This window comes from Bifidobacterium stellenboschense (genome assembly GCF_000741785.1).
GTDB lineage: Bacteria > Actinomycetota > Actinomycetes > Actinomycetales > Bifidobacteriaceae > Bifidobacterium > Bifidobacterium stellenboschense.
In genome coordinates, this window is record NZ_JGZP01000010.1 from 21,944 (window position 1) to 43,988 (window position 22,045).

General features: G+C 66.2%; 13 protein-coding genes and 1 tRNA gene. 3 read left to right on the top strand and 11 right to left on the bottom strand.

Annotated elements, in window-relative coordinates; genetic code table 11:
• Positions 1 to 149: 149 nt before the first annotated feature.
• Positions 150 to 1,280, top strand: a complete 1,131-nt coding sequence (locus BSTEL_RS03605) for a diacylglycerol/lipid kinase family protein (RefSeq protein WP_034527240.1) — start codon at positions 150 to 152, stop codon at positions 1,278 to 1,280.
• 6 nt (positions 1,281 to 1,286) lie between these two features.
• On the opposite strand, the gene BSTEL_RS03610 is transcribed toward BSTEL_RS03605, so the two are convergent.
• Positions 1,287 to 2,120, bottom strand: coding sequence for a PRD domain-containing protein (locus BSTEL_RS03610; RefSeq protein WP_034527243.1), 834 nt, complete (start codon positions 2,118 to 2,120; stop codon positions 1,287 to 1,289).
• 143 nt (positions 2,121 to 2,263) lie between these two features.
• Positions 2,264 to 4,369: a glucose PTS transporter subunit IIA gene (locus tag BSTEL_RS03615; RefSeq protein WP_034527449.1), complete on the bottom strand. Its 2,106-nt coding sequence runs from the start codon at positions 4,367 to 4,369 to the stop codon at positions 2,264 to 2,266.
• A 481-nt stretch (positions 4,370 to 4,850) separates the two neighbouring features.
• On the opposite strand from BSTEL_RS03615, the gene pgm reads away from it, so the two are divergent.
• Both pgm and BSTEL_RS11345 read left to right on the top strand, forming a co-directional pair.
• Positions 4,851 to 6,527: a phosphoglucomutase (alpha-D-glucose-1,6-bisphosphate-dependent) gene (gene pgm, locus BSTEL_RS03620; protein ID WP_034527246.1), complete on the top strand. Its 1,677-nt coding sequence runs from the start codon at positions 4,851 to 4,853 to the stop codon at positions 6,525 to 6,527.
• Between the two features lie 318 nt (positions 6,528 to 6,845).
• Positions 6,846 to 9,830: a fibro-slime domain-containing protein gene (locus tag BSTEL_RS11345; protein ID WP_156963147.1), complete on the top strand. Its 2,985-nt coding sequence runs from the start codon at positions 6,846 to 6,848 to the stop codon at positions 9,828 to 9,830.
• 69 nt (positions 9,831 to 9,899) lie between these two features.
• On the opposite strand, the gene BSTEL_RS11350 is transcribed toward BSTEL_RS11345, so the two are convergent.
• From BSTEL_RS11350 to BSTEL_RS03675, 9 genes are all read right to left on the bottom strand, one after another.
• Positions 9,900 to 11,306: a hypothetical protein gene (locus BSTEL_RS11350; protein ID WP_156963148.1), complete on the bottom strand. Its 1,407-nt coding sequence runs from the start codon at positions 11,304 to 11,306 to the stop codon at positions 9,900 to 9,902.
• Positions 11,307 to 11,320: 14 nt separating this feature from the next.
• Positions 11,321 to 12,601 (bottom strand): hypothetical protein, encoded by a 1,281-nt coding sequence (locus tag BSTEL_RS11355; protein WP_156963149.1) that lies wholly within the window; start codon positions 12,599 to 12,601, stop codon positions 11,321 to 11,323.
• Positions 12,598 to 13,476, bottom strand: coding sequence for a heme ABC transporter ATP-binding protein (locus tag BSTEL_RS03645; protein ID WP_051922830.1), 879 nt, complete (start codon positions 13,474 to 13,476; stop codon positions 12,598 to 12,600). The genes BSTEL_RS11355 and BSTEL_RS03645 overlap by 4 nt, the downstream gene beginning before the upstream one ends.
• The gene (locus BSTEL_RS03650) at positions 13,473 to 14,588 is read right to left on the bottom strand and encodes a FecCD family ABC transporter permease (RefSeq protein WP_084686091.1); all 1,116 of its coding nucleotides are present in this window, start codon (positions 14,586 to 14,588) and stop codon (positions 13,473 to 13,475) included. Before BSTEL_RS03650 ends, BSTEL_RS03645 begins: the two co-directional genes overlap by 4 nt.
• Complete coding sequence (locus BSTEL_RS03655; RefSeq protein ID WP_202962067.1) at positions 14,585 to 15,826, bottom strand: heme/hemin ABC transporter substrate-binding protein; 1,242 nt, start codon at positions 15,824 to 15,826, stop codon at positions 14,585 to 14,587. The genes BSTEL_RS03650 and BSTEL_RS03655 overlap by 4 nt, the downstream gene beginning before the upstream one ends.
• Before the next feature lie 5 nt (positions 15,827 to 15,831).
• On the bottom strand, positions 15,832 to 17,616 hold the full coding sequence (locus BSTEL_RS11360) for a fibronectin type III domain-containing protein (RefSeq protein ID WP_051922831.1): 1,785 nt from the start codon (positions 17,614 to 17,616) through the stop codon (positions 15,832 to 15,834).
• Positions 17,617 to 18,600: 984 nt separating this feature from the next.
• A tRNA-Ser gene (locus tag BSTEL_RS03665) sits at positions 18,601 to 18,686 on the bottom strand.
• A gap of 114 nt (positions 18,687 to 18,800) precedes the next feature.
• Positions 18,801 to 19,601, bottom strand: a complete 801-nt coding sequence (locus tag BSTEL_RS03670) for a transglutaminase family protein (RefSeq protein WP_034527249.1) — start codon at positions 19,599 to 19,601, stop codon at positions 18,801 to 18,803.
• Between the two features lie 76 nt (positions 19,602 to 19,677).
• A complete protein-coding gene (locus BSTEL_RS03675; RefSeq protein WP_034527252.1) occupies positions 19,678 to 21,861 on the bottom strand; it encodes a circularly permuted type 2 ATP-grasp protein in 2,184 nt (727 codons plus the stop codon).
• Positions 21,862 to 22,045 lie beyond the last annotated feature (184 nt).

Consider the following 22,045-nt stretch of genomic DNA (forward strand, 5'->3'; position numbering starts at 1 on the left):
GCAAATCATGCGCCCAGCGCACATCACACCGCACCCGCATCACACCGCCACCCGCAAACCCGCCATGCCCCGCCCCCCACGTGCAGGAATCGTTCAATTATCCCGTGGCGATGCGGGAAACCGAGCGTCGGGTGAGCAGAATAAGGGTTATGCCCACAGCCGCAGTCATCATCGCAGTAGTCATCGGCGTCGTCGCCGTCATCGTCGCAGCCGCGCTCGCCATGCGCGCGTACCGCCGCCGCCGTCTCGCCGAGAAACTCGTCAAACGCGATGACGACCAGGTGCATTACGCGTTCATCATCAATCCGTCGAAGCCGCAGGCGGACGCCCGCCGCGCGCGCATCGAACGGTTCTGCGAGGAGAAGGGCCTCACGGAGGTCGAGTTCATCGACACGCAGCTCGACAAGGATGGCCGCGCGTGCGCGCTCGAAGCGCTCGCGCACGGCGCGGACGTGGTCGTCGCGGTGGGCGGCGACGGCACGGTGCGCACGGTCGCGTCGGCCGTGTCCGGCACCGGTCATGCGCTCGGCATCGTGCCGATCGGCACCGGCAACCTGTTCGCGCGCAACATGGGCATTCCGGTGGACGACATCGACGCGGCGCTCACCGTGGCCACGTCGCACGGATCGCGGCGCGTCGACATGGGCCGTCTCGCGCTGCTCGACCATCCGGAGGACGATCACGCGCACGCGTTCCTCATCATCGCGGGCGTCGGGTTCGACGCGGCGATGATCGACGACACCGATCCGGAATTGAAGAAGAACATCAGCTGGCTCGCGTATTTCGTGGGCGGCGTGAAGAACCTGTTCGCGCCGAAGTATCGTGCGAACGTGACGATCCGGAGCGCGGACGGCAGCACACATTCGACGCGCGGACTCGTGTTCCGCACGTTCATGGCCGGCAACTGCGGCCAGATTCCCGTGTTCTCGCTGATGCCGAACGCCTCGTTCAACGACGGTCTGCTTGACTTCGAGATCATCGACACGACGGGCGGGCTCATCGGTTGGGCGAACCTGTTCGGCGACGTGGTGCATCAGACGATCACCGGCAAGGCGGAGCAGAATCCGCTTTCGACGAATTCGACGATCGACCAGGTGCAGGGCGTGAGCGCGGAGCTCGTGTTGGAGAAGCCGACGCCCGCGCAGGTGGACGGCGACATGCTGCCCGCCACGCAGCACATCCGGTTCACCGTGGACCGTGAGGCGCTGATCGTGCGCGTGCCGGAGATCACGCGGCAGGACCCGTCCGCCACCGGCACGATGGAGCCGATCCGGTCGTAGGAAACGCTAGGCGGCGGTGACGCGGGCCACGTGGAGGGTGAGGTAGGCGATCTCATCCTTGGTGAGCGTGGTGTCGAGTCGCAGTTCGATGAGTTCGGCGATGCGGCCCGCGCACTGCGACGCCTCCGGGTAGGATTGCGCGATCGATTCGACGATCGCCTCCGGTTCGCGTTCCAGTTGCTCATGCTGGTGGATGCGCACGAACAGGTAGCGCAGATGCGTGATGAAACGGCCCACGTTGACGGAGTGTTCGTCGAGCGTGATGCCATAGGCGCTTTCGATGACGGCGAGCAGCTGTTGGATGACGCCGGTCATCGTGTACGTGCTGGACAGGTCGCCGGTCGCGAATCCGGCGTTGACGAGATGCAGCGCGAACGCGACGCCTTCGCTGGATGAGAGCGCGTTGTTGAGCCGCCGGTTCAATGCGTGCAGCAGCTCCTGCCCCTGCTCGTATTCGCGCTCGTACAGCGACTGCACCTCTTCAGTGAGGGGATACGGAATCGAGGGGATGCCGTTCTTGACGCGGCGGAGCGCCCCGCACACGTGGTCGGCGAGCGCCATGACGAGCGTGGGATTCTGCGCGGCCTCCTCGCCCATGCCGATCTCGTCCATGGTCTCGGAGACGAGTTTGATGATCTCGGGCGGGATGTCGCCGAGCAGCTGGGCCATGTGGTCGGGGTCGCGGCCGTCGGCGGGCACGAACACACGTGCCACCTTGGTGCGGTCGACCTTCATGCCCGGCTTGGCCTTGAATCCGAGCCCACGCCCGGTGAGGATGACTTCACGCCCCCGGTCCTTCGCCAGGACGACGTTGTTGTTGAAGACGCGAAGTATTTCCATGACAGCCCTTTCACCGCAAGGTCCGCGGGGAGACGACGACAGGTCGGCCTCGCCGCGGATCCCTTTCCCAGCATAGCCGACGCGCCGGCCCGGAATCATGGCGGCAATTGCCGTCAGATTCGGGACCGGCGCGTCGGGAATGGTCACTTCTCGATGGCGATGACCTCGTCGCCGGCCTTGACGTCCACGTCCGTCTTCGGAGTGACCGCCTTGAGCATGGCCGTGTTGAGGACCGTCATCAGCGTGGTGGTGCTGTAGCCGGCGGCCTTGACCTTGTCGAAGTCGACGGCGACGAGCGGATCGCCGGCGTTGACGCGATCGCCCTTGGCGACCTTGACGTCGAAGCCTTCACCGTTCATCTTGACCGTGTCGATGCCGACGTGCACGAGCACTTCGACGCCGTCGTCGGTCTTGAGGCCGAACGCGTGGCCGGTCTCGGCGACGGTCTGGAGCACACCGGAGACCGGGGCCTTGACCACGGAGGCGGCGGGCTGGACGCCGACGCCCTCGCCGAGGGCGCGGGAGGCGAACACCGGATCGCCGGCGTCGTCGAGGGAGACGACGTGGCCGTCGACCGGGGCGAGCACGGCGGTGGTCGGCGCGGCGTCGACGGCCGGAGCCTCGGCCTTGGTCGCGGTGGCGGTCGCAGTCGCGGCGGCCGGGGCGGCCTCGACGGCGGCGGCACCGCCCTTGCCGGCCTTGGCCTTGGCGGCGGCGGCGACGCGGGCCTTCACTTCGGCCTTCTGCTCCGGAGTGCGGTAGTCGAGGGTGATGATGAGGACCATCGAGGTGATGAACGCGGCGGCGATGGACACGGCGTAGACCCACATCTGGTTGAACACCGGGATGGTGAGCAGCGAGGTGAAGGCGAACGTGGTGGTGGTCACGCCGTGGACGCCGGCGGAGGACGGGAACAGCCAGCCCATGACGGCGATCACGACACCGCCGACGCCACAGCCGACGAGCATACGGGAGTAGATGAGCTTGTAGCGCAGGTGGATGCCGTAGAGGGACGGCTCGGAGACGCCACCGAGCAGGCCGGCAGCGAGGGCGCCGATGGAGGTCTGGCGCATCTGGTCGTCCTTATCACGGATGGAGAGGAACAGCACACCGGCGGTGGCACCGAAGCAGGCGAAGTTCCACGTACCCATCGGACCCTGGATGAAGTCGTAGCCGAGCGTCTGGATGTTCATGAGCATGAGGGCGTTGAGCGGCCAGTGCAGACCCAGCGGCACGAGGAACGGGTAGAGCAGCGGGATGGCGATGGCGAAGATGAACGGCGCGTGGGAGTTCATCCAGGACAGGGCGACGCCGACGCCGTTACCGGCCCAGACGCCCAGCGGTCCGATGATGTAGGCGGTCAGGGCGCCGACGATGATCATCGAGAAGAACGGCAGGAAGACGAGCTGGACGGAGTCCGGGATGATCTTCTTGAGCCCGTGGTAGACGAGGGCGAGCACGGCGGCCATGAGCAGCGGCACGAAGACCTGTCCGGAGTAATCGGACATCTGCATCGGCAGGCCGAACACGGTGGTGGTGCACTGCGTGTTGCCCATCACCTTGACGCACTTGACGGCGTCGCCCCACTGCTTCGGATCCTGCAGGGTGGTCATGAACTGCGGGGTCATGAGCATGGCCATGATGGAGCCGCCCAGCCACGGGTCGACCTTCAGCTTCTTGGACGCGTTGTACGCGATCATGATCGGCAGGAAGTAGAACACGCCCTTCCAGATGGCCTGGATGAACACGAGGCCGGTGGTGGCGGTGTCGTTCTCGACGAGGCCGAGGGAGATGGCCAGGTTGACGAGCGCGATGATGATGGACGCGCCGAGCAGGACGCCCAGGATCGGGCGGAAGGAGTCGGCCAGATACTCGAAGAAGTTGTCGAGCCAGGCGACCTTGCCACGGATGCCCTTCTTGCGTTCCGCGGCCTTGAGTTCGGCGTTGGACATCTCGCCATCGCCGTCGTCGTCCGGGACGGTGCCGGCGCCGAGGCCCGCCATCTCCGGCAGGTGCATGATCTCGTCGTACACGGAGGCGACCTGGCCGCCGATGACGACCTGGTAGCGGTCGCCGGACTGCGGCACGCCGCCGAGCACGACCTTGTTGGCGTCGAGGGAGGCCTGGTCGACCTTGCCCCCGTCCTTGAGTTCGAAACGCAGTCGAGTGGCGCAGTGCGTCAACGACTTGACGTTGGCGGCACCACCGACGGCGGTGATGATCGCCTTGACATCGTCCTGATGCGACATCGTGTTCTCCATTTCCTTCATTCCATATGTCGCAGTTCCCCCACGTGTCAGGTCGGCATTGGCCCAGACAACGAAAAAGACCTGGGGCAAGAGTCTGACCGTAGGGGATATGCGCCTTGTGGGCGACCGTCCCTATGGTTTGGCTCACGCCTCAGGTCTTGCCTCGAAATCTTGAGTAGCAACCCTGCTAAGGAAACTGACAGTGCGTCACTATAACAGAACGGTAACAATCGTGCAAACCTTTTCACGCTCACGACGTGTCGCCAGTAATTCCAAGGGTTTTCGCAAAAGTCATTTCCGGAATCGGCGTGCATCGGGCGAGAGAATCGTGAGGTCGGACGCGCTGGACCGTCCGCGCCGCGCCCACGGGACGACCGCGCGGACATCCGTCGGGGATTCATCCGACGTTCACACACATTTCAGAACAATTAATCACAGAACATAACGTGTTGCGCGGCCCCGTCGCCGTACAATGGGATTCATGGTAGCAAACAATGCGGGCAAGCCCGCCACCCCAGAAGATCTGATCAACGTCGATGAGGTCATCGGCAAGTACTATGACCTCGTCCCCGACCCGTCCGTTCCGGAACAGCGTGTCATCTTCGGCACCTCCGGCCACCGCGGATCGTCCCTGAAGACCTCGTTCAACGAGGCCCACATCGTCGCCATCTCCCAGGCCATCGCCGAATACCGCAAGAAGGCCGGCGTCACCGGCCCGCTGTACCTCGGCTCCGACACGCACGCGCTGTCCGGCCCGGCCAAGAAGACCGCGATCGAGGTGCTCGTCGCCAACGGCGTGCACGTGCGCATCGACTCCCGCGACGACTTCGTGCCCACCCCGGTCGTCTCCCAGGCGATCCTGACCCACAACCGCGCCGCCGACGGCACCCAGCGCTTCGAAGGCGAAGGCCTGGCCGACGGCATCGTCGTCACCCCGTCCCACAACCCGCCGACCGACGGCGGCTTCAAGTACGATCCCGTCACCGGCGGCCCCGCCCCGGCCGACGTGACCAACGCGATCGCCGCCCGCGCCAACGAGCTGCTCGGCGACTACAAGAACGTCAAGCGCGTGCCCTACGAGGAGGCCGTCAAGTCCGAGTACGTCGAGGGCTTCGACTTCCGCGAGCACTACGTGGCCGACCTCGGCAACGTCATCGACTTCGACGTGATCCGCAACTCCGGCGTGCGTCTCGGCATCGATCCGCTCGGCGGCGCGTCCGTCAACTACTGGCCGCTCATCAACGAGAAGTACGGTCTGAACATCGGCGTGGTCCGCCCGGAGGTCGACCCGACCTGGCGCTTCATGACGATTGACCACGACGGCAAGATCCGCATGGACCCGTCCTCGCCGTACGCGATGAAGGGCCTCGTCGACCAGCTCAACGCCGGCGCGTGGGACAAGTACGATCTGGTCGGCGGCACCGACCCGGACGCCGATCGCCACGGCATCGTCTGCCCCGACTGGGGTGTGATGAACCCGAACCACTACATCGCCGTGTGCGTCGAGTACCTGTTCGGCGGCAACCGTCCGGGCTGGCCGAAGGGCGCCGCCGTCGGCAAGACCCTCGTCTCCTCCTCCCTGATCGACCGCGTGGCCGCGTCGATCGGCGCGAAGGTGCTCGAGGTGCCCGTCGGCTTCAAGTGGTTCGTCGACCCGCTGTTCTCCGGCGAGGTCGCGTTCGGCGGCGAGGAGAGCTCCGGCATGAGCTTCCTGCGCCGCGACGGCCGCGTGTGGACCACCGACAAGGATGGCCTGATCCCCGACCTGCTAGCCGCCGAGATCACCGCGAAGACCGGCAAGAACCCGGCCGAGCTGCACAAGGACCAGGTGGCCCGCTTCGGCGAGTCCTGGTACAAGCGCGTCGACACCCCGACCACGCTCGAGCAGAAGCAGAAGTTCGCCTCCCTGTCCGGCGACGACGTGACCGCCACGCAGCTCGCCGGCGAGGACATCACCGCCAAACTGACCGAGGCGCCGGGCAACCACGCCAAGATCGGCGGTCTCAAAGTCACCACGAAGGACAACTGGTTCGCCGCCCGTCCTTCCGGCACCGAGAACATCTACAAGGTGTACGCCGAGTCCTTCGAGAGTCCCGAGGCCCTCGACAAGGTGCTCGCGGAAGCCTCCGAGGTCGTCGACAAGGCCCTCGGCGAGTGACATCGCCTAGGCCCTGCTGACGAAGCCTGCCCGATACCGAAGGCGCCCGAATCCCCGCTCATGGGGATTCGGGCGCCTTCGTCTTGCGGCGCCGCGCCTCGGCGGGCACCCCCGGCGGGCACCCATCCGCTTCGGCAATCCTATTTCAACAACTTCCCGAAATGTAAATAAGTTGTTCATTATTTAGACAACTACCCTCCCCCTGAGCCATCGCCGCCTTACACTGCCCCTTACAGGGGCAACAAAGCCTCCATATAGGGATTCAACACACGGGACGACCCGACCGGCTCCCCCGAATCCCACAGGAAAGGACCACTTTTGGCATCTCAGGAGAAGAAAGACAGGGCGCGCGTCATTCGAGCCGCCATATGCGCCGTGGCCGCCTCGGCCACACTGATGGCGGTCGGCATCGCGCCGGCGTCCGCCACCCCCTCCAGCGCTTCCGTCAACGCGGATAAGACGCTGACTCTGCCGGTTCAGTTCATCGACTACAACAAAGACAACCTGCTGTTCGAATACGCGATGGGCGCCGGTACCGGCGCCAACGATCTCTCGTTCAACAACGGCAAGAACGGCACAGCGAGGAAAGGCCTCGTCAACAAGACGCTCGGCAAGAACGGCATGCCGCAGTACAACAAGGCCGCCGTCGAGCAGATCGCGAAGGGCATCGACACGGAGCTGGGACGCGCGGACGCAACCGCGATTCCGGCCGAGCCCACCCAGCGCACCTTGTTCCAGCGCCTGCTCAACCAGTTCGTGACGGTCCCGGCCACCACGACCACCGTGCTCAACCCGAACACCCCCGGTGCCGACAACGCCGGCGCGTTCACCAACTGGAACTGCGGCACGGGCTCGCAGGTCGTCGGTGATACCTGCATGACCCCCGACGGCACCACCGCCCCGTCCGTCGACACCCTGTGGCAGCAGGACGGCAACGGCGTCTACGGCTACAACACGGCCTCCACGCTCACCAGCAGCAAGTTCACGGTCACGCCGAACACCGAATACAAGCTCACCTTCTGGGCCGACAACGGCGGCGCCACCGCGGCCGGCATGAACGTCGCCATCAAGGACGGCAAGGGCAACGCCATCAAGGCGTACAACGCCGCTCCCGCCGACGCCAACCGCACCGAGCGCGCCAACGTCGCGAAGGACGCCACCGGCTGGCAGGACTTCTACTTCAACAGCGGTGATGCCGCGGCCATCACGCTCGCGCTGACCCCGAGCGCCGACGCGAAGACCGTGCGCGTCGCCGGCGCTCAGCTCGCCCCCGCGGGCGACGACAACGCGTATAACACCCCGGCCTACACCAGCATGCTCGGCGACGGCACGGACTACTTCTACACTGGCAAGACGGACGCCACCGGCACCACGAGCTTCGGCAAGTGGATCGTCTCCGGCGCAGGCAAGGACATCGAATACGCCGCGGGCAAGGCCTCCAAGGTCACCGGCACCATGACGTGGTCCCAGGACGGCGACAGCGTGCGCAGCGTGGCCGGCACGGCCGTCAGCCCGCTGACCCGTACCATCACCGGACTCAAGGCCGGCGAGACGTACACGGTCTCCTACGCGCGCGGCTTCAACGGTACGGCCTACGCCGGCATCAAGGCGACCGACGCGAGCGGCAAGGCGATCACGCTCACGGTTCCGGAAACCGATGAGAACAAGGGCCACAACACGGTCGACCAGATCGACCCGGCGGTTCCCAAGAACGACGACAACGGCGAATTCGGCACCTTCGACGTCACCGCGCCGAAGGACGGCAGCGTGACGCTCGCCATCCTCGCCGGCGACGACACGAGCCTGCAATACCGTGCGGGCGGCATCACGATCAAGCCGAAGCACAACACGCTGAAGTCCCAGACGTATGATGACGCCGTCAAGTCCGTCGATCTTACGAAGAAGATCGACCTCTCCTCGGACAGCACGGACAACGGCATCGGCTACTTCCAGAGCCCGATGGCGTACGCCTACTACATGCTCAACAACCTGTTCACCGGCAACACCGGCACGCCGTACAACGGCTACAAGAACATGGTCCTCGCCTACGACGGCTCCAAGTCGGCGCACGGCCAGCAGATCGACAAGTACACCTTCGCCGCGAATACGAGCGTCGAGGGCGACGTCACCTACCAGCCGGGAACGCAGGACGCCCCGGGCAGCGTCACGTACGATCCGACCAAGACGAAGAGCGAGACCGACGGCAACTTCGGCTTCTTCCCGCTCGACGGCATCGACGGCGGCGAGATGACCGAAGGCAACATCGGCATCCGCGACAAGGACAACAAGCCTGTTCTCGACAAGGATGGGAAGAACGTCTACGTCAAGAAGCAACACAACTACCACTACGCCATGAAGAGCAACGGCGTCTTCACCTACCACAAGGGCGCCGGCCAGTTCTTCGACTTCACCGGCGACGACGACGTGTACCTGTTCGTCAACAACAAGCTCGCCATCGACCTCGGCGGCGCGCATACGGCGGACAGCGAGAGCGTCGACCTCGACAAGCAGGCGGACTCCCTCGGACTGAAGGACGGCAAGACCTACCGGTTCGACTTCTTCTACATGGAACGCCACACCGACGAGGCCGACATCAAGGTGACGACGAACCTCGACGTCACCGCGCTCTCCTCCGACTACACGCTGCTGATCTCCAACGTGCTCAACGGCAAGGCGATGAACGACGGCGACTACCAGTTCACCGTCAAGCCCGCCGACACGGACGCGCAGGGCAATGCCATCTCCGCGGACGCCCGCGAAAAGGCCGCCAAGATGCTCGGTCTTGATACCGCCGACCTCGACAACGGCGAGACCTATGACTCGCCCAAGAGCGAGTCCGGCCGCACCGTCAACCTGGCGGAGCCGCTCACCCTGAAGTTCACTCCGGAGGATGCCGGCACCTACGTGTACGACATCGCCGAATCGCACGTCCCCGGTGACGCCGCGGCCGGATACACCAACGACAGCGCCACGAAGAAGGTCGTCATCACGGTCACGAAGGACGACACGTCCAGCACCGGTTTCACGGTCGTCACGACCGTCGATGGCAAGGAACTGGAATCCGAGAACGGCGTTCCGCCGATCATCAGCTTCGTCAACAGCTGGAAGGACCCCTCCAAGCCGTCCCAGCCGACGAACCCGACGAACCCGGCCACGCCGAAGCATGACGGCGGCACCACCAACAACGGCCAGCCGAAGAACGTGCTCTCAAGCACCGGTTCCTCCGTCCTCTTCGCCGTCGTGGCGTGCATGATCCTCGCCGGAGCGGGCATCCTCGCACTTGCCGCCCGCAAGCGCGACTAAGTTCCGGCCGGATACGCCCCTGTTTGATGGGGCCCGGTAACGAAGGCGGGTGAATCCCTACCACGGGATTCACCCGCCTTCGTCGCATCTGTCGAGCTCGGCGGCGGCGTCGAGGCCGAGACGGTGGCGGATGAGACACCCGGTTGCCAGTGGCAATGCGGAGGCGACGGCCACCGCACCGGAACCGACCGCGATGGTCTTCGCGTTGTCGGCGATGAGCGGCACGTCATCCCCCACGCCGGCAGCACCGGCATCGGCACCCGTCGAACCGTCATCCGCCGTATCCGCATCGCCCGCACCGGCGGAATCCGAGCTCGCATCCGCGCTGGTACCCGTTCCCGCGGTACCGGCCCCCGTGCCGGCCTTCGCGGCACCCGCACCACCCGACGTGGCCACGCCGCTCCCGGAACCCGTACCCGCACCGGTTCCCGTACCGCCGCCCGGGCTTCCCTCCCCCGCATCCACGACATACGACGCGTCGTACTGCACGTACAGCGGCAGCGTCGGTTTCGCGAAGTCACGTGCGCTGCCCGACGTATACCAGTAGGCGGACTGGCCGGTCCCCATTTGGAAGTCGACGAACGACTGCGGGAAGGCGCCCCAGTAGGCCTCGTTAACCGCATCCTTGCCGGCCTGCGAACCGTGGTCGCCGCTCGCGTTCACCGCGACGCCGAGATAGTCGGGCGTCGCGGTGAACCCGTGGTCGTCGAGCGCTTTCGCGACGTCCACCGCATTGCCGCCGGTGAAGTCGGCGAGGTGGATCTCCTGTGGTTCGAGCGTGAGCCACTTGCTCGCGTCGTTCATGTCCGCGCCGTAGCCGCTCGCGGTGGCGGTGAGCGCGCCGGTGCCGTCCGCGGCGAGCGTGAGCGTCGGATCGGTGACGGACCAGTAGGTCATGCCGCCGTAGTAGGCGACCGTCCACGAGCCTTTCCAGCTGACGGTCGTCGTGCCATCCGACTTCACCGTGCCGGTGCCGCCGGAGACCACGACCTGCGATTCGGTGTTGATCGACCGGCCGTCCGCGCGTTTGCCCATCGTCACGTTCGCGCCGTCGCGCGTGAGGCATTTCGACGCCCAGGTCGCCTCGGTCCATTCGCCGTTCGCGTCGGGCTTTTGGATGCTCACGTTCCCGTCGTTCGCCGTGTAGAGGCTTTCATCCCAGGTCTTCGAGCCGCCCGTGTCCGCGGCGACTCCCGCGGAGAGGAAGTTGCAGCCGCCGTAGAACGCGGCCGAATTGGTCTCGTCGTTCATGCCCCAGCGCAGCGTCACGTCGGCGAGTGTCGTGGCGTCCCCGTCATCGCCGGTATCACCATCGCCGGTATCGCCGTCTCCGGAGCCGTCCGCATTGTCAGTACCGTCCGCGCCGTCCGCGGCAGCCGTCGCGCCGTCCGCGGCGAACGCGGGCGCGACGACGGCCACCGAGCCGGCGCACACGGTCAGCGCCGCGGCGAACGCGCACAGCGTCCTCAATATCATGCGCCACACGTCCATCACGAGACCTCCTGTGCCGTCGCCGCGTTCGTCGCCGCGTCGGCCGCCGCATGACGGGTGAAGAACCCGCGAATGTCGGCCGCACGACGCACGACGACGCCCGACGTACCCGCGACCGCGGGCGTCACCGTGGTCTCCCCCACCGGCGACGCGAGCACCTGCGTCTCATCGCCGGCGATGCCGGCCTTCGCCCGTTCGCGCGCCAGCCGTTCGGCCTGCTTGCGCCGCCGTTTCGCGGATCTGAGCTCCTCACGCGCACGCACGTTCTCGGCGCGACGCTCACGCCGCGCCATCTCCTTCTCCATCGCCGCCGGCGAGACGCCGAGCAGCAACGATTTCGCGGCGAGATAGCCGCCGCATCCCGCCGCCAGTACGATGACGGTCATGCCGAGGATGATCGCCGCGGCGACGATCAGCCATCCGGCCACACCCAAGGACGGGGTTCCCACATTCGCTCCTTCCAGCATTGCATCCGTAACCTGTCGTGCGGCGTCGTCCGCGACCGTCGCGCCGCCCGCGCTCTTGCCGGTCTTGCCGGTCGCGCCCGAACCGGACGCCGCCCCCGCCTGCCGCCCCGATTGCGCGGCACCGGAGTCCGCGGCACCCGCAGCGCCCGCGGCGGACGCGGCCGTCGCGCCGAACGTCAACGGCGTGAACGTCTCGTTGTTCGCGTTCGCGACGCCGTGCGCGCCGATCGTGATGATGCCGCACTGCACGGCCGTGCAGTCCACGTCCGACGGGTTGCCGGAACGGTCCGTACTCGTGAACTTCGCGCCGGGCACGGTGATCGTCGCGCTCCACGTGCCGTCGGACGCAATCGTTCCGCCGTTCGCCGCCGACGCGGTCGAACTGCCGGGGAACGCGACGAACACGTCGTAGCCGGCGGGCGCGTTCTCGTCGTCCGGCACATACTTGTAGGTCTCGCCGGTCACACCGCCCTGAGACGGCTTCCACGAGTCGCCGGACGGGTCGCTCACCCATCCGAACAGCACGTAGATGCCGCCGAACCCGTTCTTCACGGACTGGAATCCGCTGCCGGACAGCGCGACCGCCGTATTCCCGTCCGGATTAAGCGTGCCGCCATCCACGCCGACGACGACGCTCGCACCCGCGGCATGGGCGGACGGGACGAAAGCCGACGACGCAACACCCGGCCACACGCCGGCCAACGCGGACGCGACGAGCATCACCGCGGACAGCAATACGGACGCACCGCACGCCGCCATGCGCGTCGCGACGCGCGGCGTCACGCGGGCGGTCATCCTCTTCCCCATCATCATGTCTCCTTCCCATGGATGGTCTGACGGCGGCCGTACACGTGACGACTCACGGCCGGCCGTTCCGGCAGAATCACGAGGCTCCCGTCGCCGCGCCGCAGCACCTCGATCGGACACTGGTACACGGCGGACAGGCGCGCGGACGTGAACACCTCCTCGGGCGTGCCGAGCGCGGCGATCCGGCCGCGCTCGAGCAGCGCCACACGATCCGACCATGCGGCCGCCGCATCCAACGCATGCACGATGACGACCACCGCGCAGCCGGCCTCGGCGTAGTCGCGGCCCAGACGCATCAGCATCTCCTGATGCTTCACATCCATCGCCGCGGTCGGCTCGTCGAGCAGCAGGATCGGCGCGGCCTGCGCGAGCACGCGCGAGAACGCGGCGCGCCCGCGCTCGCCGCCGGACAGTGACGTGTAGACGCGTTCCGCGAGCGACATCGACTCGGTCATCGCCATCGCCGACGCGACAATCATGTCGTCGTCCAGCTCGTCGGGCGTGCCCTCCCACGGCGAACGGCCCATGCGCACGATGTCGTCGACGGTGAACGGGAACGTGACGTCCACGTTCTGCATGAGCACGGAACGGCGCATCGCGAGCTCGGTCGCGTCCCACGCGGCGATCGGCTCGCCGAACAGGCTGATCGAGCCGGACGTGACCGGCACGTCGCCGGTGATCGCGCCCAGCATCGTGGATTTGCCGGCGCCGTTGGGCCCGGCGATGGCGAGCAGTTCGCCGGCGCGGATGTCGAGGTCTATACGATTGAGGATGGTGCGGCAGTCGATCTCGATGCCGACGCCGTCCAGTTCCAGCACGATGTCGCCCGGCTGCGGCGGGACTGGCGGGCGATGCGTACGGCGCGGGTTCAGGATGTTCATGCCCAACCTCCCGACTTGGAGCGGCTGCGGCGCAGCAGCCAGAAGAAGAACGGTCCGCCGACGAGCGAGGTGAGCATGCCGATCGGCAGGTCCGCGAACCGGATCGTGGTGCGCGCGGCGAAATCGGCGATGGTGAGCAGCAGCGCGCCGCCCAGCGCGGAGGCGGGCAGCAGCGCGCGATGCCCGGGACCGATGATGATGCGCAGCAGATGCGGCACGACGAGACCCACGAACGCGATGATGCCGCAGAACGCGACCGCCGACGAGACGAGCAGCGCGACGACAAGCATCGAGCGGAAGCGCAGACGCTCCACGTCGACGCCGAGATGGCGGGCCGGCTTCTCGCCGAGCGCGAGCAGGTCGAGACGATGCGCCATGAACTGCACGGCGATGACGCCGACCACGCACATCGGCGCGACGAGCGCGACCTGGTTCCAGCGCGAGCCGTTGAACGAGCCCATCTGCCAGAACACGATCTGGTCGCGGGCGGAGGTGGGCGCGGCGAACGTGCAGAACGAGATCAGCGCACCGGCCACCGCATTGACGGCCACGCCGGTGAGAATCAACGTGACGACCTCGGTACGGCCGTCGCGGCGTGCGAGCAGGTAGACGGACAATGTGGTGAACAGGCCGCACGCGAAGGCGAGCGCGGGCGTGGTGAGCGCGCCGAGGAAATCCCATCCCATGAGGATCGAACAGCTCGCGCCGACGGCCGCGCCGGAGGAGACGCCCACCGTGCCCGGCTCGGCGAGCGGATTGCCGAACACGCCCTGCATGAGCGCGCCGGCCACGCCGAGCGCCGCGCCGACGACGATCGCCATGACGATGCGCGGGAAGCGCACGTTCCACAACGCCTCCTCGCCGAACGCGCGCGACGGGCCTTGCAGCCAGTGGAGGCCGATTTTGTCGAGCACGGAGCCGAGCACCTGGTCGAAGGGGATGATGAGCTGGCCGAGCGACGCGGAGACGACGGTCATGACGATGAGCCCCGCGGCGAGCACGATGAAGGTGAAGGCGGTCACGCGCGGGGTGCGGGCGGCGAGGCCGAGGTCGGCCGCGTTGGCGCGGATGCGCGCGTCACGTCGGGACTGCTGCGTTGGGGACGCTGTCATTGCCGGGTTCCCTCGCTTTCCTGCTGCATCTCGTCGAGTCGTTTCTGGATGATTTCCGGCTTGCTGTCCGGCTGGTAGCTGTGTTCGGGCGCGTAGACGGCGGTGGCGAGCGCGGCCAGCACCTGCGCGGTCTGCGGGCCGAAGCTCATGATCTCGTAGTCGCTCATGTCGACGATGCGCCGGTGCTGGCCGGCTGGCGTCTCCGCGATGCCGGGCATGGCGAGCATGCCGTCGACGCCTCCCGCGGATTGGACGCCGAGGGTCATCGCGAGGATCACGTCGGGTTTCGCCTTGATGAGCGCTTCGGAGTTGGTGGGGGCCATGCCGTTGAAGCCGACCTCCTCGGCCACGTCGACCGCGCCGATCGATTGGATGAGCGAATCCGCGCCGGAGCCTTCGCCGAACCAGTAGTAGATCGATGTGCCGCGCACGTAGAGGAACACGATGCGGGGGCGTCGCTTCTCGTCCGTGGGGACGAATGTGCGCTGGATGATCTGGATGGTCTGGCTGATCTCGCTGTTCGTGCGTGTGACGAGCTGTTTGCCGAGGTCGCTCACACCGAGCGCGTCGGCGACGGCCTGGATCTGCGCGCCCACGCCGGCGACGCCCTTCTCGCTTTCCAACGGCACGAACACGACCGGAATCCCGGATTGGCGCAACTGCAGCTGCACGTCGTACGGGCCGATCGACGTGTCGGTGATGATGACGGTGGGTTCCAGCGCGAGGATCGCCTCCGCGTTCAGGTCCATGCCGTTGACGGTCACCTTGGGTAGCTTGTCCATGCCGGACGATCCGGTGGCCGTGTCGCGGCCGACCAGGTTGCAGCCGAATCCGAGCGCATACACGGCCGCGGCGAGACCGCCGTTCTGGTTGAGCGCGAGGATGCGCGTCGTATCCGTCACGGTCTGTTCCGGCCCGTCCGCGCTTTCCACGGTGACGGGCAGCCGCTGCTCCTCGAACGGCACGTTCGTAATCGGAATGATCTGGTCCGACCGCGTGTATGCGGTGGTGGGGCCTTCGATCGTGCGCGGGTCGGCGAGCTGCGTGACGTCGGGCAGCTGCGGCGGATTCGGCTCGCTGGAGACGGTAGGCACGTCGCAGCTGTCGAGACTCGCCTCGGAGATCGTGCCGATGTTCGCGCAGCCGCCGAGCGCCAGCAGGCACGCGGCCACGGTCGCCGCCGCGACGCGCGAGATGGAGCGCGGGCGGCGGCGAGCGCGGCGGGAGTCGGTCATCATCCGTCTCAGGCGTTGCGGCGGCGCAGGATGGTCGCGGCGGCCGCGGCGGCCGCGAGCGCGATCATCACGGCGGCGAGCGCGGCGACGGAGGCGCCGGTGGCGCTCAGCGCGGCGGTCGTCGTGGTGTTCGTGGTGCCGGTCGCGGTCGAACCGGTCGCGCCGGTCGTGCCGGTGCCGCCGGTGGTGCCGGAATCGGTGCCGTCACCATCACCCGTGGACTGGTCCGGGGCGGGGGTGACCGGGGACTGCGGCTGGGCCTTGAGCGTGATCGCGGTGGCGGCGTCGAGGCGACGGTCGGTCAGGGACAGGCCGTGCGCGGCGGTCGTGCCGACAACGTAGGTCCTGCCGTATTCGAGCGAGCCGGCGGGCACGGTGACGGTGGCGGTGAAGGCGCCGTCCTTGATGTCGGCGGCCTTGACCCACACGGCCTTGACGAAGTCGTCCGCGGAGGTCGGATTCCGGCCGGCGTTCCACTTGCTCGTGTCGGCGACGACGGCGTACGCGCCGTAGAAGGCGGCGCCGCCGGTGAAGCCGGTGCCCTTGACGGTGAACGTGTTCTCCACGGCCGGATCGATGTCGCCGGTCGGTTCGACGGTGATGGACGGCTTGTCGGCCGGATCGGCGTTCGGAGTGACCGGGTCGGAGGCGGCGGACGCGGCGGAGGAGCCTTCCGCGTTCTTCGCGACGACGGACGCCGTGTAGGAGACGTTCTGCGCGGTGAGCTTGCCGAACGTGGCAGTGGTGGTGTCCACGTCCTGGCTGACCGGGTCGCCGGTGGACGGGGTGAGGGTGACGGTGTAGCCGGTGATCGCGGAGCCGCCGTCCTTGGCCGGGGCCTTCCAGTCGACCTTCACCTGGTACGGGTCGGCCATGCTGCCGGCGACGGTCGCTGTCGGCTTGGCCGGCGCGTCCGGCACGGTGGCCTGCGGTTCCGGTGCCTTCGCGGTGTAGGAGACCTGGATCTCGGCGGGGGCCTTGCGCTGGTCGGCGGCGCCGCCGGAGGCGTACCAGTACGGGCCGGAGCCGGTCTTGGTCACGAAGTCGAGGAACGGCTTCGGCCAGCTCTTGAACATCGTGCCTTGGCCGTCCACGTCGGTCTCGTTGAAGTCGGGGGTGACGATGGTGCCGTCGTCCTTCACGTCGACGTTGGAGAGCGTGGCGATCTCCACGTCCTTCTCCTCATCGAGCACGGAGAACTTGCTCGTATCGTTCATGTCGGTGCCCCATCCGCCGAGCGTGGCGGTGAGCTTGCCGGAGCCGTTCGTCACGGTGAGCTTGAGGTCCTTCGCGTACCACTGGTTGAGGCCGGAGTAGTAGACGACGGTGAACGCGCCGTCCCACGAGATCTCGGCGTCGTCGTTCGCGGCGTCGATCGTGCCGGAACCCTTGGTGAGCTTGACGCGGTTGCCGCTGCCCTCGCCGGTCGCGGAATAGGCGGCGGGCAGGTCCTTGCCGTCCGGCGTGGTCTTGAGGCCGGCCCAGGTGGCGGCCTTGTACGTGCCGTCGGCCTGCTTCTTCTCGATGGACACGTTGCCGTCCGTCTGCTTCCACTCGTTCTCCTCGACGGAGTCGCCGGCCGAGGTCTTGTCGACGATGCCGGCGGACAGGAAGTTGAACGTGCCCGGCGCGTAGGCGCGCCAGTTCGATTCCCTGTTGAGGCTCCACGTGAGCGTGGCGTCGCTGGTGGTCTTGGCTTCGGCGGCGTATGCGGTCGGCGCGACGAGTCCGGCACCGAGCGCGGCGACGGCCGCGAATGTGGCGATCGCGGCACGGCGGGATGATGCGGTCATCCTGGTTCCTTTCGTTCCTTTGCGGAGGTTCTTCGCGGATTCCGCCCCTGATTCCCTTGAGTCGCTGGTGGGCGGCCGCGAAAGCATTTCGCAATGTACGAAGGATTCTTTGGGAAGAACAGTCTTGTGTCCACGGGATGCCGCCGCTATTCGCACGCGCGCGGTGGCAGATTTTCCACGCGAAATCAATAGGTGTGATAAACCTCACATTCCGGAGTGTGGCGCAGTATCGCGCCACACAAGCACGAAAATGAGCACATCACACGTCATGTGGCACGACCTCTCGCCCACACTTACGCAGAACCCACCGATTCCTACCGAGTGTGGCGCGAACACGTGCCATGCAACGCCCCGCGAACCGAAGTGTGGCGCAGTATCGCGCCACACAACGTCGAAACCGCATCCCCAACACGTCACGTGGCGCAGTATCACGCCACACAAGCACGAAAATGGGCACATCACACGTCATGTGGCACGGCCTCTCGCCCACACTTACGCAGAACCCACCAGTTCCTGCCGAGAGTGGCGCAAACACGTGCCACACAACGCCCCGCGAACCGAAGTGTGGCGCACAGGGGAAGAGCATGATCCTCGCACTCAACGTGGAAAACAGGGCGATACGGGTTGAGTGGAAGACAGAGCAATCGACAACGTCATCGAAACAACCCAGTCACTCGGAAACCGTTTCGGTTCGCCACATGCTCCCGGCGAACCGGACAGGACAGCCGATATCCTTATCGTTTCGCTGGAAGCCCCTTCAGAGAAACAATAAGGACACGAAGCAGCGGACTTGCTTCACCACGTTTCTTTACGTAACCCCTATAACCCGGCAACCCCGTTCAGGAGTGCCGCCGCTGTCTCCCCTGCGACAGCACCCGCACCACACCCGGGAACTCTAAAACACACGTTTAGCCCTTCTTCGCCGGAAGGGTGCCAGCCAGTCTACGAAAAAGGGTTTCAGGCCGAAGCCTGAAACCCTAGGGGCGGATAAGGCGAGATTCGAACTCGCGGAGGGGTTCGCCCTCACACGCTTTCGAGGCGTGCTCCTTAGACCGCTCGGACACTTATCCAATCGTCACGTAAAACGCAACCTGTTCATTATAAGCCTGTTCGTCCGATACGCAAATCACCGCGCGTCGCGAGGCCCGCGTCGCGCGCACCCGGCCGCCGCGCCCAACCCGCCGCTACAGCTCCTGCTCGTGGACGGAGGCGTTGACCCACTGGCTCTGCTGGACGTTGTATCCCGAGAAGATGCCGATGTCGAGCATGCAGTCGCGGTAGTCGCGGCCGTGGGCGATCGTGATGTAGTTGTCGTCGACCATGCGGTTGTGGGTCGGATCGAGGCCGATCCACCGGCCGTTGTGGTAGATCTCCACCCACGCGTGCGTCGCGCCCTCGCCGCCCAGCAATCCCGCGATGTAGCGCGCGATCAGACCGCAGTGGCGCGCCACGGACAGCATCACGTGCGCGTAGTCCTGGCACACGCCCTTGCGCTGTTCCAGCGCCTGCTCGGCGGTAGTGCGGATCGTCGTGGAGCCGGGCGTGTAGACGAACGCGCGGAACACCTCGTCCATGATCTCGCGCGCCTTGTCGATCGGCGAGGCGCTGTCCGGCAGGGCGGCGAGACGCCCGCGGCAGATCGCTGTCAGCGCCTCGATCGCGGGGCCGGGGATCGTCAGCGCGGAGTCGAACCGGTAGAGCGGCTTGTAGATCTCCGGCTTGATGTGCTCGTTGTCGACGAACGCGATGCCGGTCACCTTGTAGTTGAACACGTCATGCGGCTCGGGGATGTACCCGGTCTTCACGACCGAATCGAACGAGTCGATGGTGGTCTCCAGATCCACGTCCGGCTCGATGTCGATTTCCACGTCCACGACCTGCTGGCGCGGGCCGGTGGCGGGGATGCACCGCAACTGGAAACGATGATCGGTGACCGGCGAGCTGAAGCTGAGCTTCATCTCATAATCAAACACCAGTTTCTTCATGCTTTCGGGCTCCGGAAAGTGGACGGCAACAACAACAACGACATACTGTCTTCCAACTTTACCAGTGTGACCTGGGTCACGGACGGCGCGCGTCCATGTTCATCGAGTTGAGCGAGCTGCCGTCCTTGACGTCGCCATGGATGGAGCGGCTTCCGAAGTCGCTGAGGAACTCCTGCAGACGACCGTTGAGCTCCGGGTAGCCGCGCTGCGGCAACTGGCCGAGCAGCCAGCTCACGCCCTCGGCGAAGCACTGCGGCAGCGGCATGCCATCGAGCGCGTGCGCGTAGGTCTCCAGCTTGCGCAGCGGCGCCTCCATCTGCGCCATCGGCATGCCGAAGCGCGTGTACAGGTCGATGCGTTCGATGTACTTGCCGATGAAGATGAACGCCTTGAGCGTCATGTCGGCCGCCGAGTTCTCGATGCCGCCCCAGAAGGCGAGCATGTCGTCGGCGATGTCGCGCTGCGTGTAGATGTCCTCCGCGCTGGCGGAGCGTTCGGCCGCGTCGGTGATGTTCGTCATCGCGAGCTCCACGTACTGCAGCAGACGCGACGACAGTTCCGGACGCAGGATGACCGCGTTGTTGAACGCGGCGACGATCGCAGAGCGCACCGAATCCGGGTTCGTGCCGTCGTAGAGGAACGAGTGGATGAACGTGTCGAAGTCCTCGAAATCCTCCGGCAAGTCGAGCGCGCGGGCGAACGGACGGAACGCGTCCGGGTTCTCGTCCATCACGCGGTCATAGAACGGGAAGAACTGGACGAGCGTGGTGAACGCGCGTTCGGTGTAGCGGCCGAGCCAGTACAGGTTGTCGGCCTTGGATGCGGTGACGAGCTGGAGCGAGTGCTTGCGCGCATGCGGCATGAGGCTCACCGATTCGATCTCGGCGCCGCGTGCGAAGTCCTTGCTGCCGTCGGACGGGGCGAGCACCCACGTGTCCTTGAAGCCGCCGCCCTGCGAGGAGTTGACGATCATCTGGCCGGGCACGGACGAGTAGCGGGTCAACCCGGAATACCACACGTGCGTGTTCTGGCCGGTCACGACGAACGCGCGCAGGTCGCACTTGCGCGGGCTCCGCTCCCCCGTGGCCGGGTCGACCACGTCGATGTCGCGGAACTGGATGATCTCCTGCGCGATGAACCGGCGCGGGTCGGTCTTGATCTTGTCGGCCAGCTCCTCGCGCTTCGCCTTGTCGAGGTCGCGGCCGAAGACCACGCCGTAGCCGCCCGCCTCGGCCACGTCCTTGATGACGAGTTCGCCCATGCGGTCGAGGACCTCCTTGCGGTCCTTCTCGAACATCGGCATGTAGGTGGGCGCGTTGCGCAGGATCGGCTCCTCGTTCAGGTAGTACTTGATCATGCGCGGCACGAAATAGTAGATGGCCTTGTCGTCGGCGGCGCCGTTGCCGGGCGCGTTGACGATCGCCACGTTGCCGGCGCGGTAGGCGGACAGGAGCCCCGGCACGCCGATCACCGAATCCGGGTTGAACGCGAACGGGTCGAGGAAGTCGTCGGCGAGTCGGCGGTAGACGACGCCGACGCGGTGGCGGTTGCCCGCGTAGTCGAGGAAGAACAGCTTGTTCTCGACGACTTCGAGATCCTCGGGGAAGGCGAGCGTCGCGCCGGTCTTCTCCGCCAGATACGCGTGCTCGAAGAACGCGGAGTTGTAGCGTCCCGGCGTGAGCACCACGGCGATGCCCTCGGTGGAGACGAAGTCCATCGACTTGCGCAGCAGCCGCGGGTAGTCGCGGTTGTCGCGCACATGCACCTCGCGGAACAGGCGCGGATTCGTGCGGCGTTCGATGTCGCGCGCGAACAGCGGGTAGCTGGCGCCGGACGGGATGCGCAGATTGTCCTCGAGCACCCACCAGCGGCCGTCCTCGCCCTGCACGAGATCCTCGCCGGCGATGTGCGCGAACACGCCGCCGGGAGGCGTCACGCCGTTCACCTGCGGATAGTAGCCGGCGGACGTGTACACGAACTCCTCGGGCACGACGCCGTCGTGGATGATCCGCTTCTCCGAATAGATGTCCTTGAGGTAGGCGTTCAACGCGTTGACGCGCTGTTTCAGGCCCGCCTCCAGCTCGTCGAACTCGTCGGATTCGATGACGCGCGGAATCGGATCGTAGGGGAACAGACGGTCCTTGTACACGCCGTCCTTGTACACGCCGAACCGCACGCCGTTGCGGCTCAGTTCGCGGTTGATCTCCTCACGTCGCGCCACCAGTTCCGCCGCAAGCCTGCTCGCCGCCGATTCAATCATCGTGCCACTTTCCTTGTGATGGGTTGTTCATTTCGTACTCGTTTCACGGTAGGAAGACACGGTTTCGGCAAACGCGCGCCAATGTTACGAACACGTCACCGCCGCGGTCCCTCCTCCCCTATGCGCGATTCTCGTGCGCGAAACCGGCATTTCGCGCACGAGAATCGCGCCGGGCCATTCCGTA

Coding starts and splice junctions, on each gene's coding strand:
- BSTEL_RS03605 (WP_034527240.1), top strand. CDS start 150: ATGCCCACAGCCGCAGTCATCATCGCAGTAGTCATCGGCGTCGTCGCC.
- BSTEL_RS03610 (WP_034527243.1), bottom strand. CDS start 2,120: ATGGAAATACTTCGCGTCTTCAACAACAACGTCGTCCTGGCGAAGGAC.
- BSTEL_RS03615 (WP_034527449.1), bottom strand. CDS start 4,369: ATGTCGCATCAGGACGATGTCAAGGCGATCATCACCGCCGTCGGTGGT.
- pgm (WP_034527246.1), top strand. CDS start 4,851: ATGGTAGCAAACAATGCGGGCAAGCCCGCCACCCCAGAAGATCTGATC.
- BSTEL_RS11350 (WP_156963148.1), bottom strand. CDS start 11,306: ATGATATTGAGGACGCTGTGCGCGTTCGCCGCGGCGCTGACCGTGTGC.
- BSTEL_RS11355 (WP_156963149.1), bottom strand. CDS start 12,601: ATGATGATGGGGAAGAGGATGACCGCCCGCGTGACGCCGCGCGTCGCG.
- BSTEL_RS03645 (WP_051922830.1), bottom strand. CDS start 13,476: ATGAACATCCTGAACCCGCGCCGTACGCATCGCCCGCCAGTCCCGCCG.
- BSTEL_RS03650 (WP_084686091.1), bottom strand. CDS start 14,588: ATGACAGCGTCCCCAACGCAGCAGTCCCGACGTGACGCGCGCATCCGC.
- BSTEL_RS03655 (WP_202962067.1), bottom strand. CDS start 15,826: ATGATGACCGACTCCCGCCGCGCTCGCCGCCGCCCGCGCTCCATCTCG.
- BSTEL_RS11360 (WP_051922831.1), bottom strand. CDS start 17,616: ATGACCGCATCATCCCGCCGTGCCGCGATCGCCACATTCGCGGCCGTC.
- BSTEL_RS03670 (WP_034527249.1), bottom strand. CDS start 19,601: ATGAAGAAACTGGTGTTTGATTATGAGATGAAGCTCAGCTTCAGCTCG.
- BSTEL_RS03675 (WP_034527252.1), bottom strand. CDS start 21,861: ATGATTGAATCGGCGGCGAGCAGGCTTGCGGCGGAACTGGTGGCGCGA.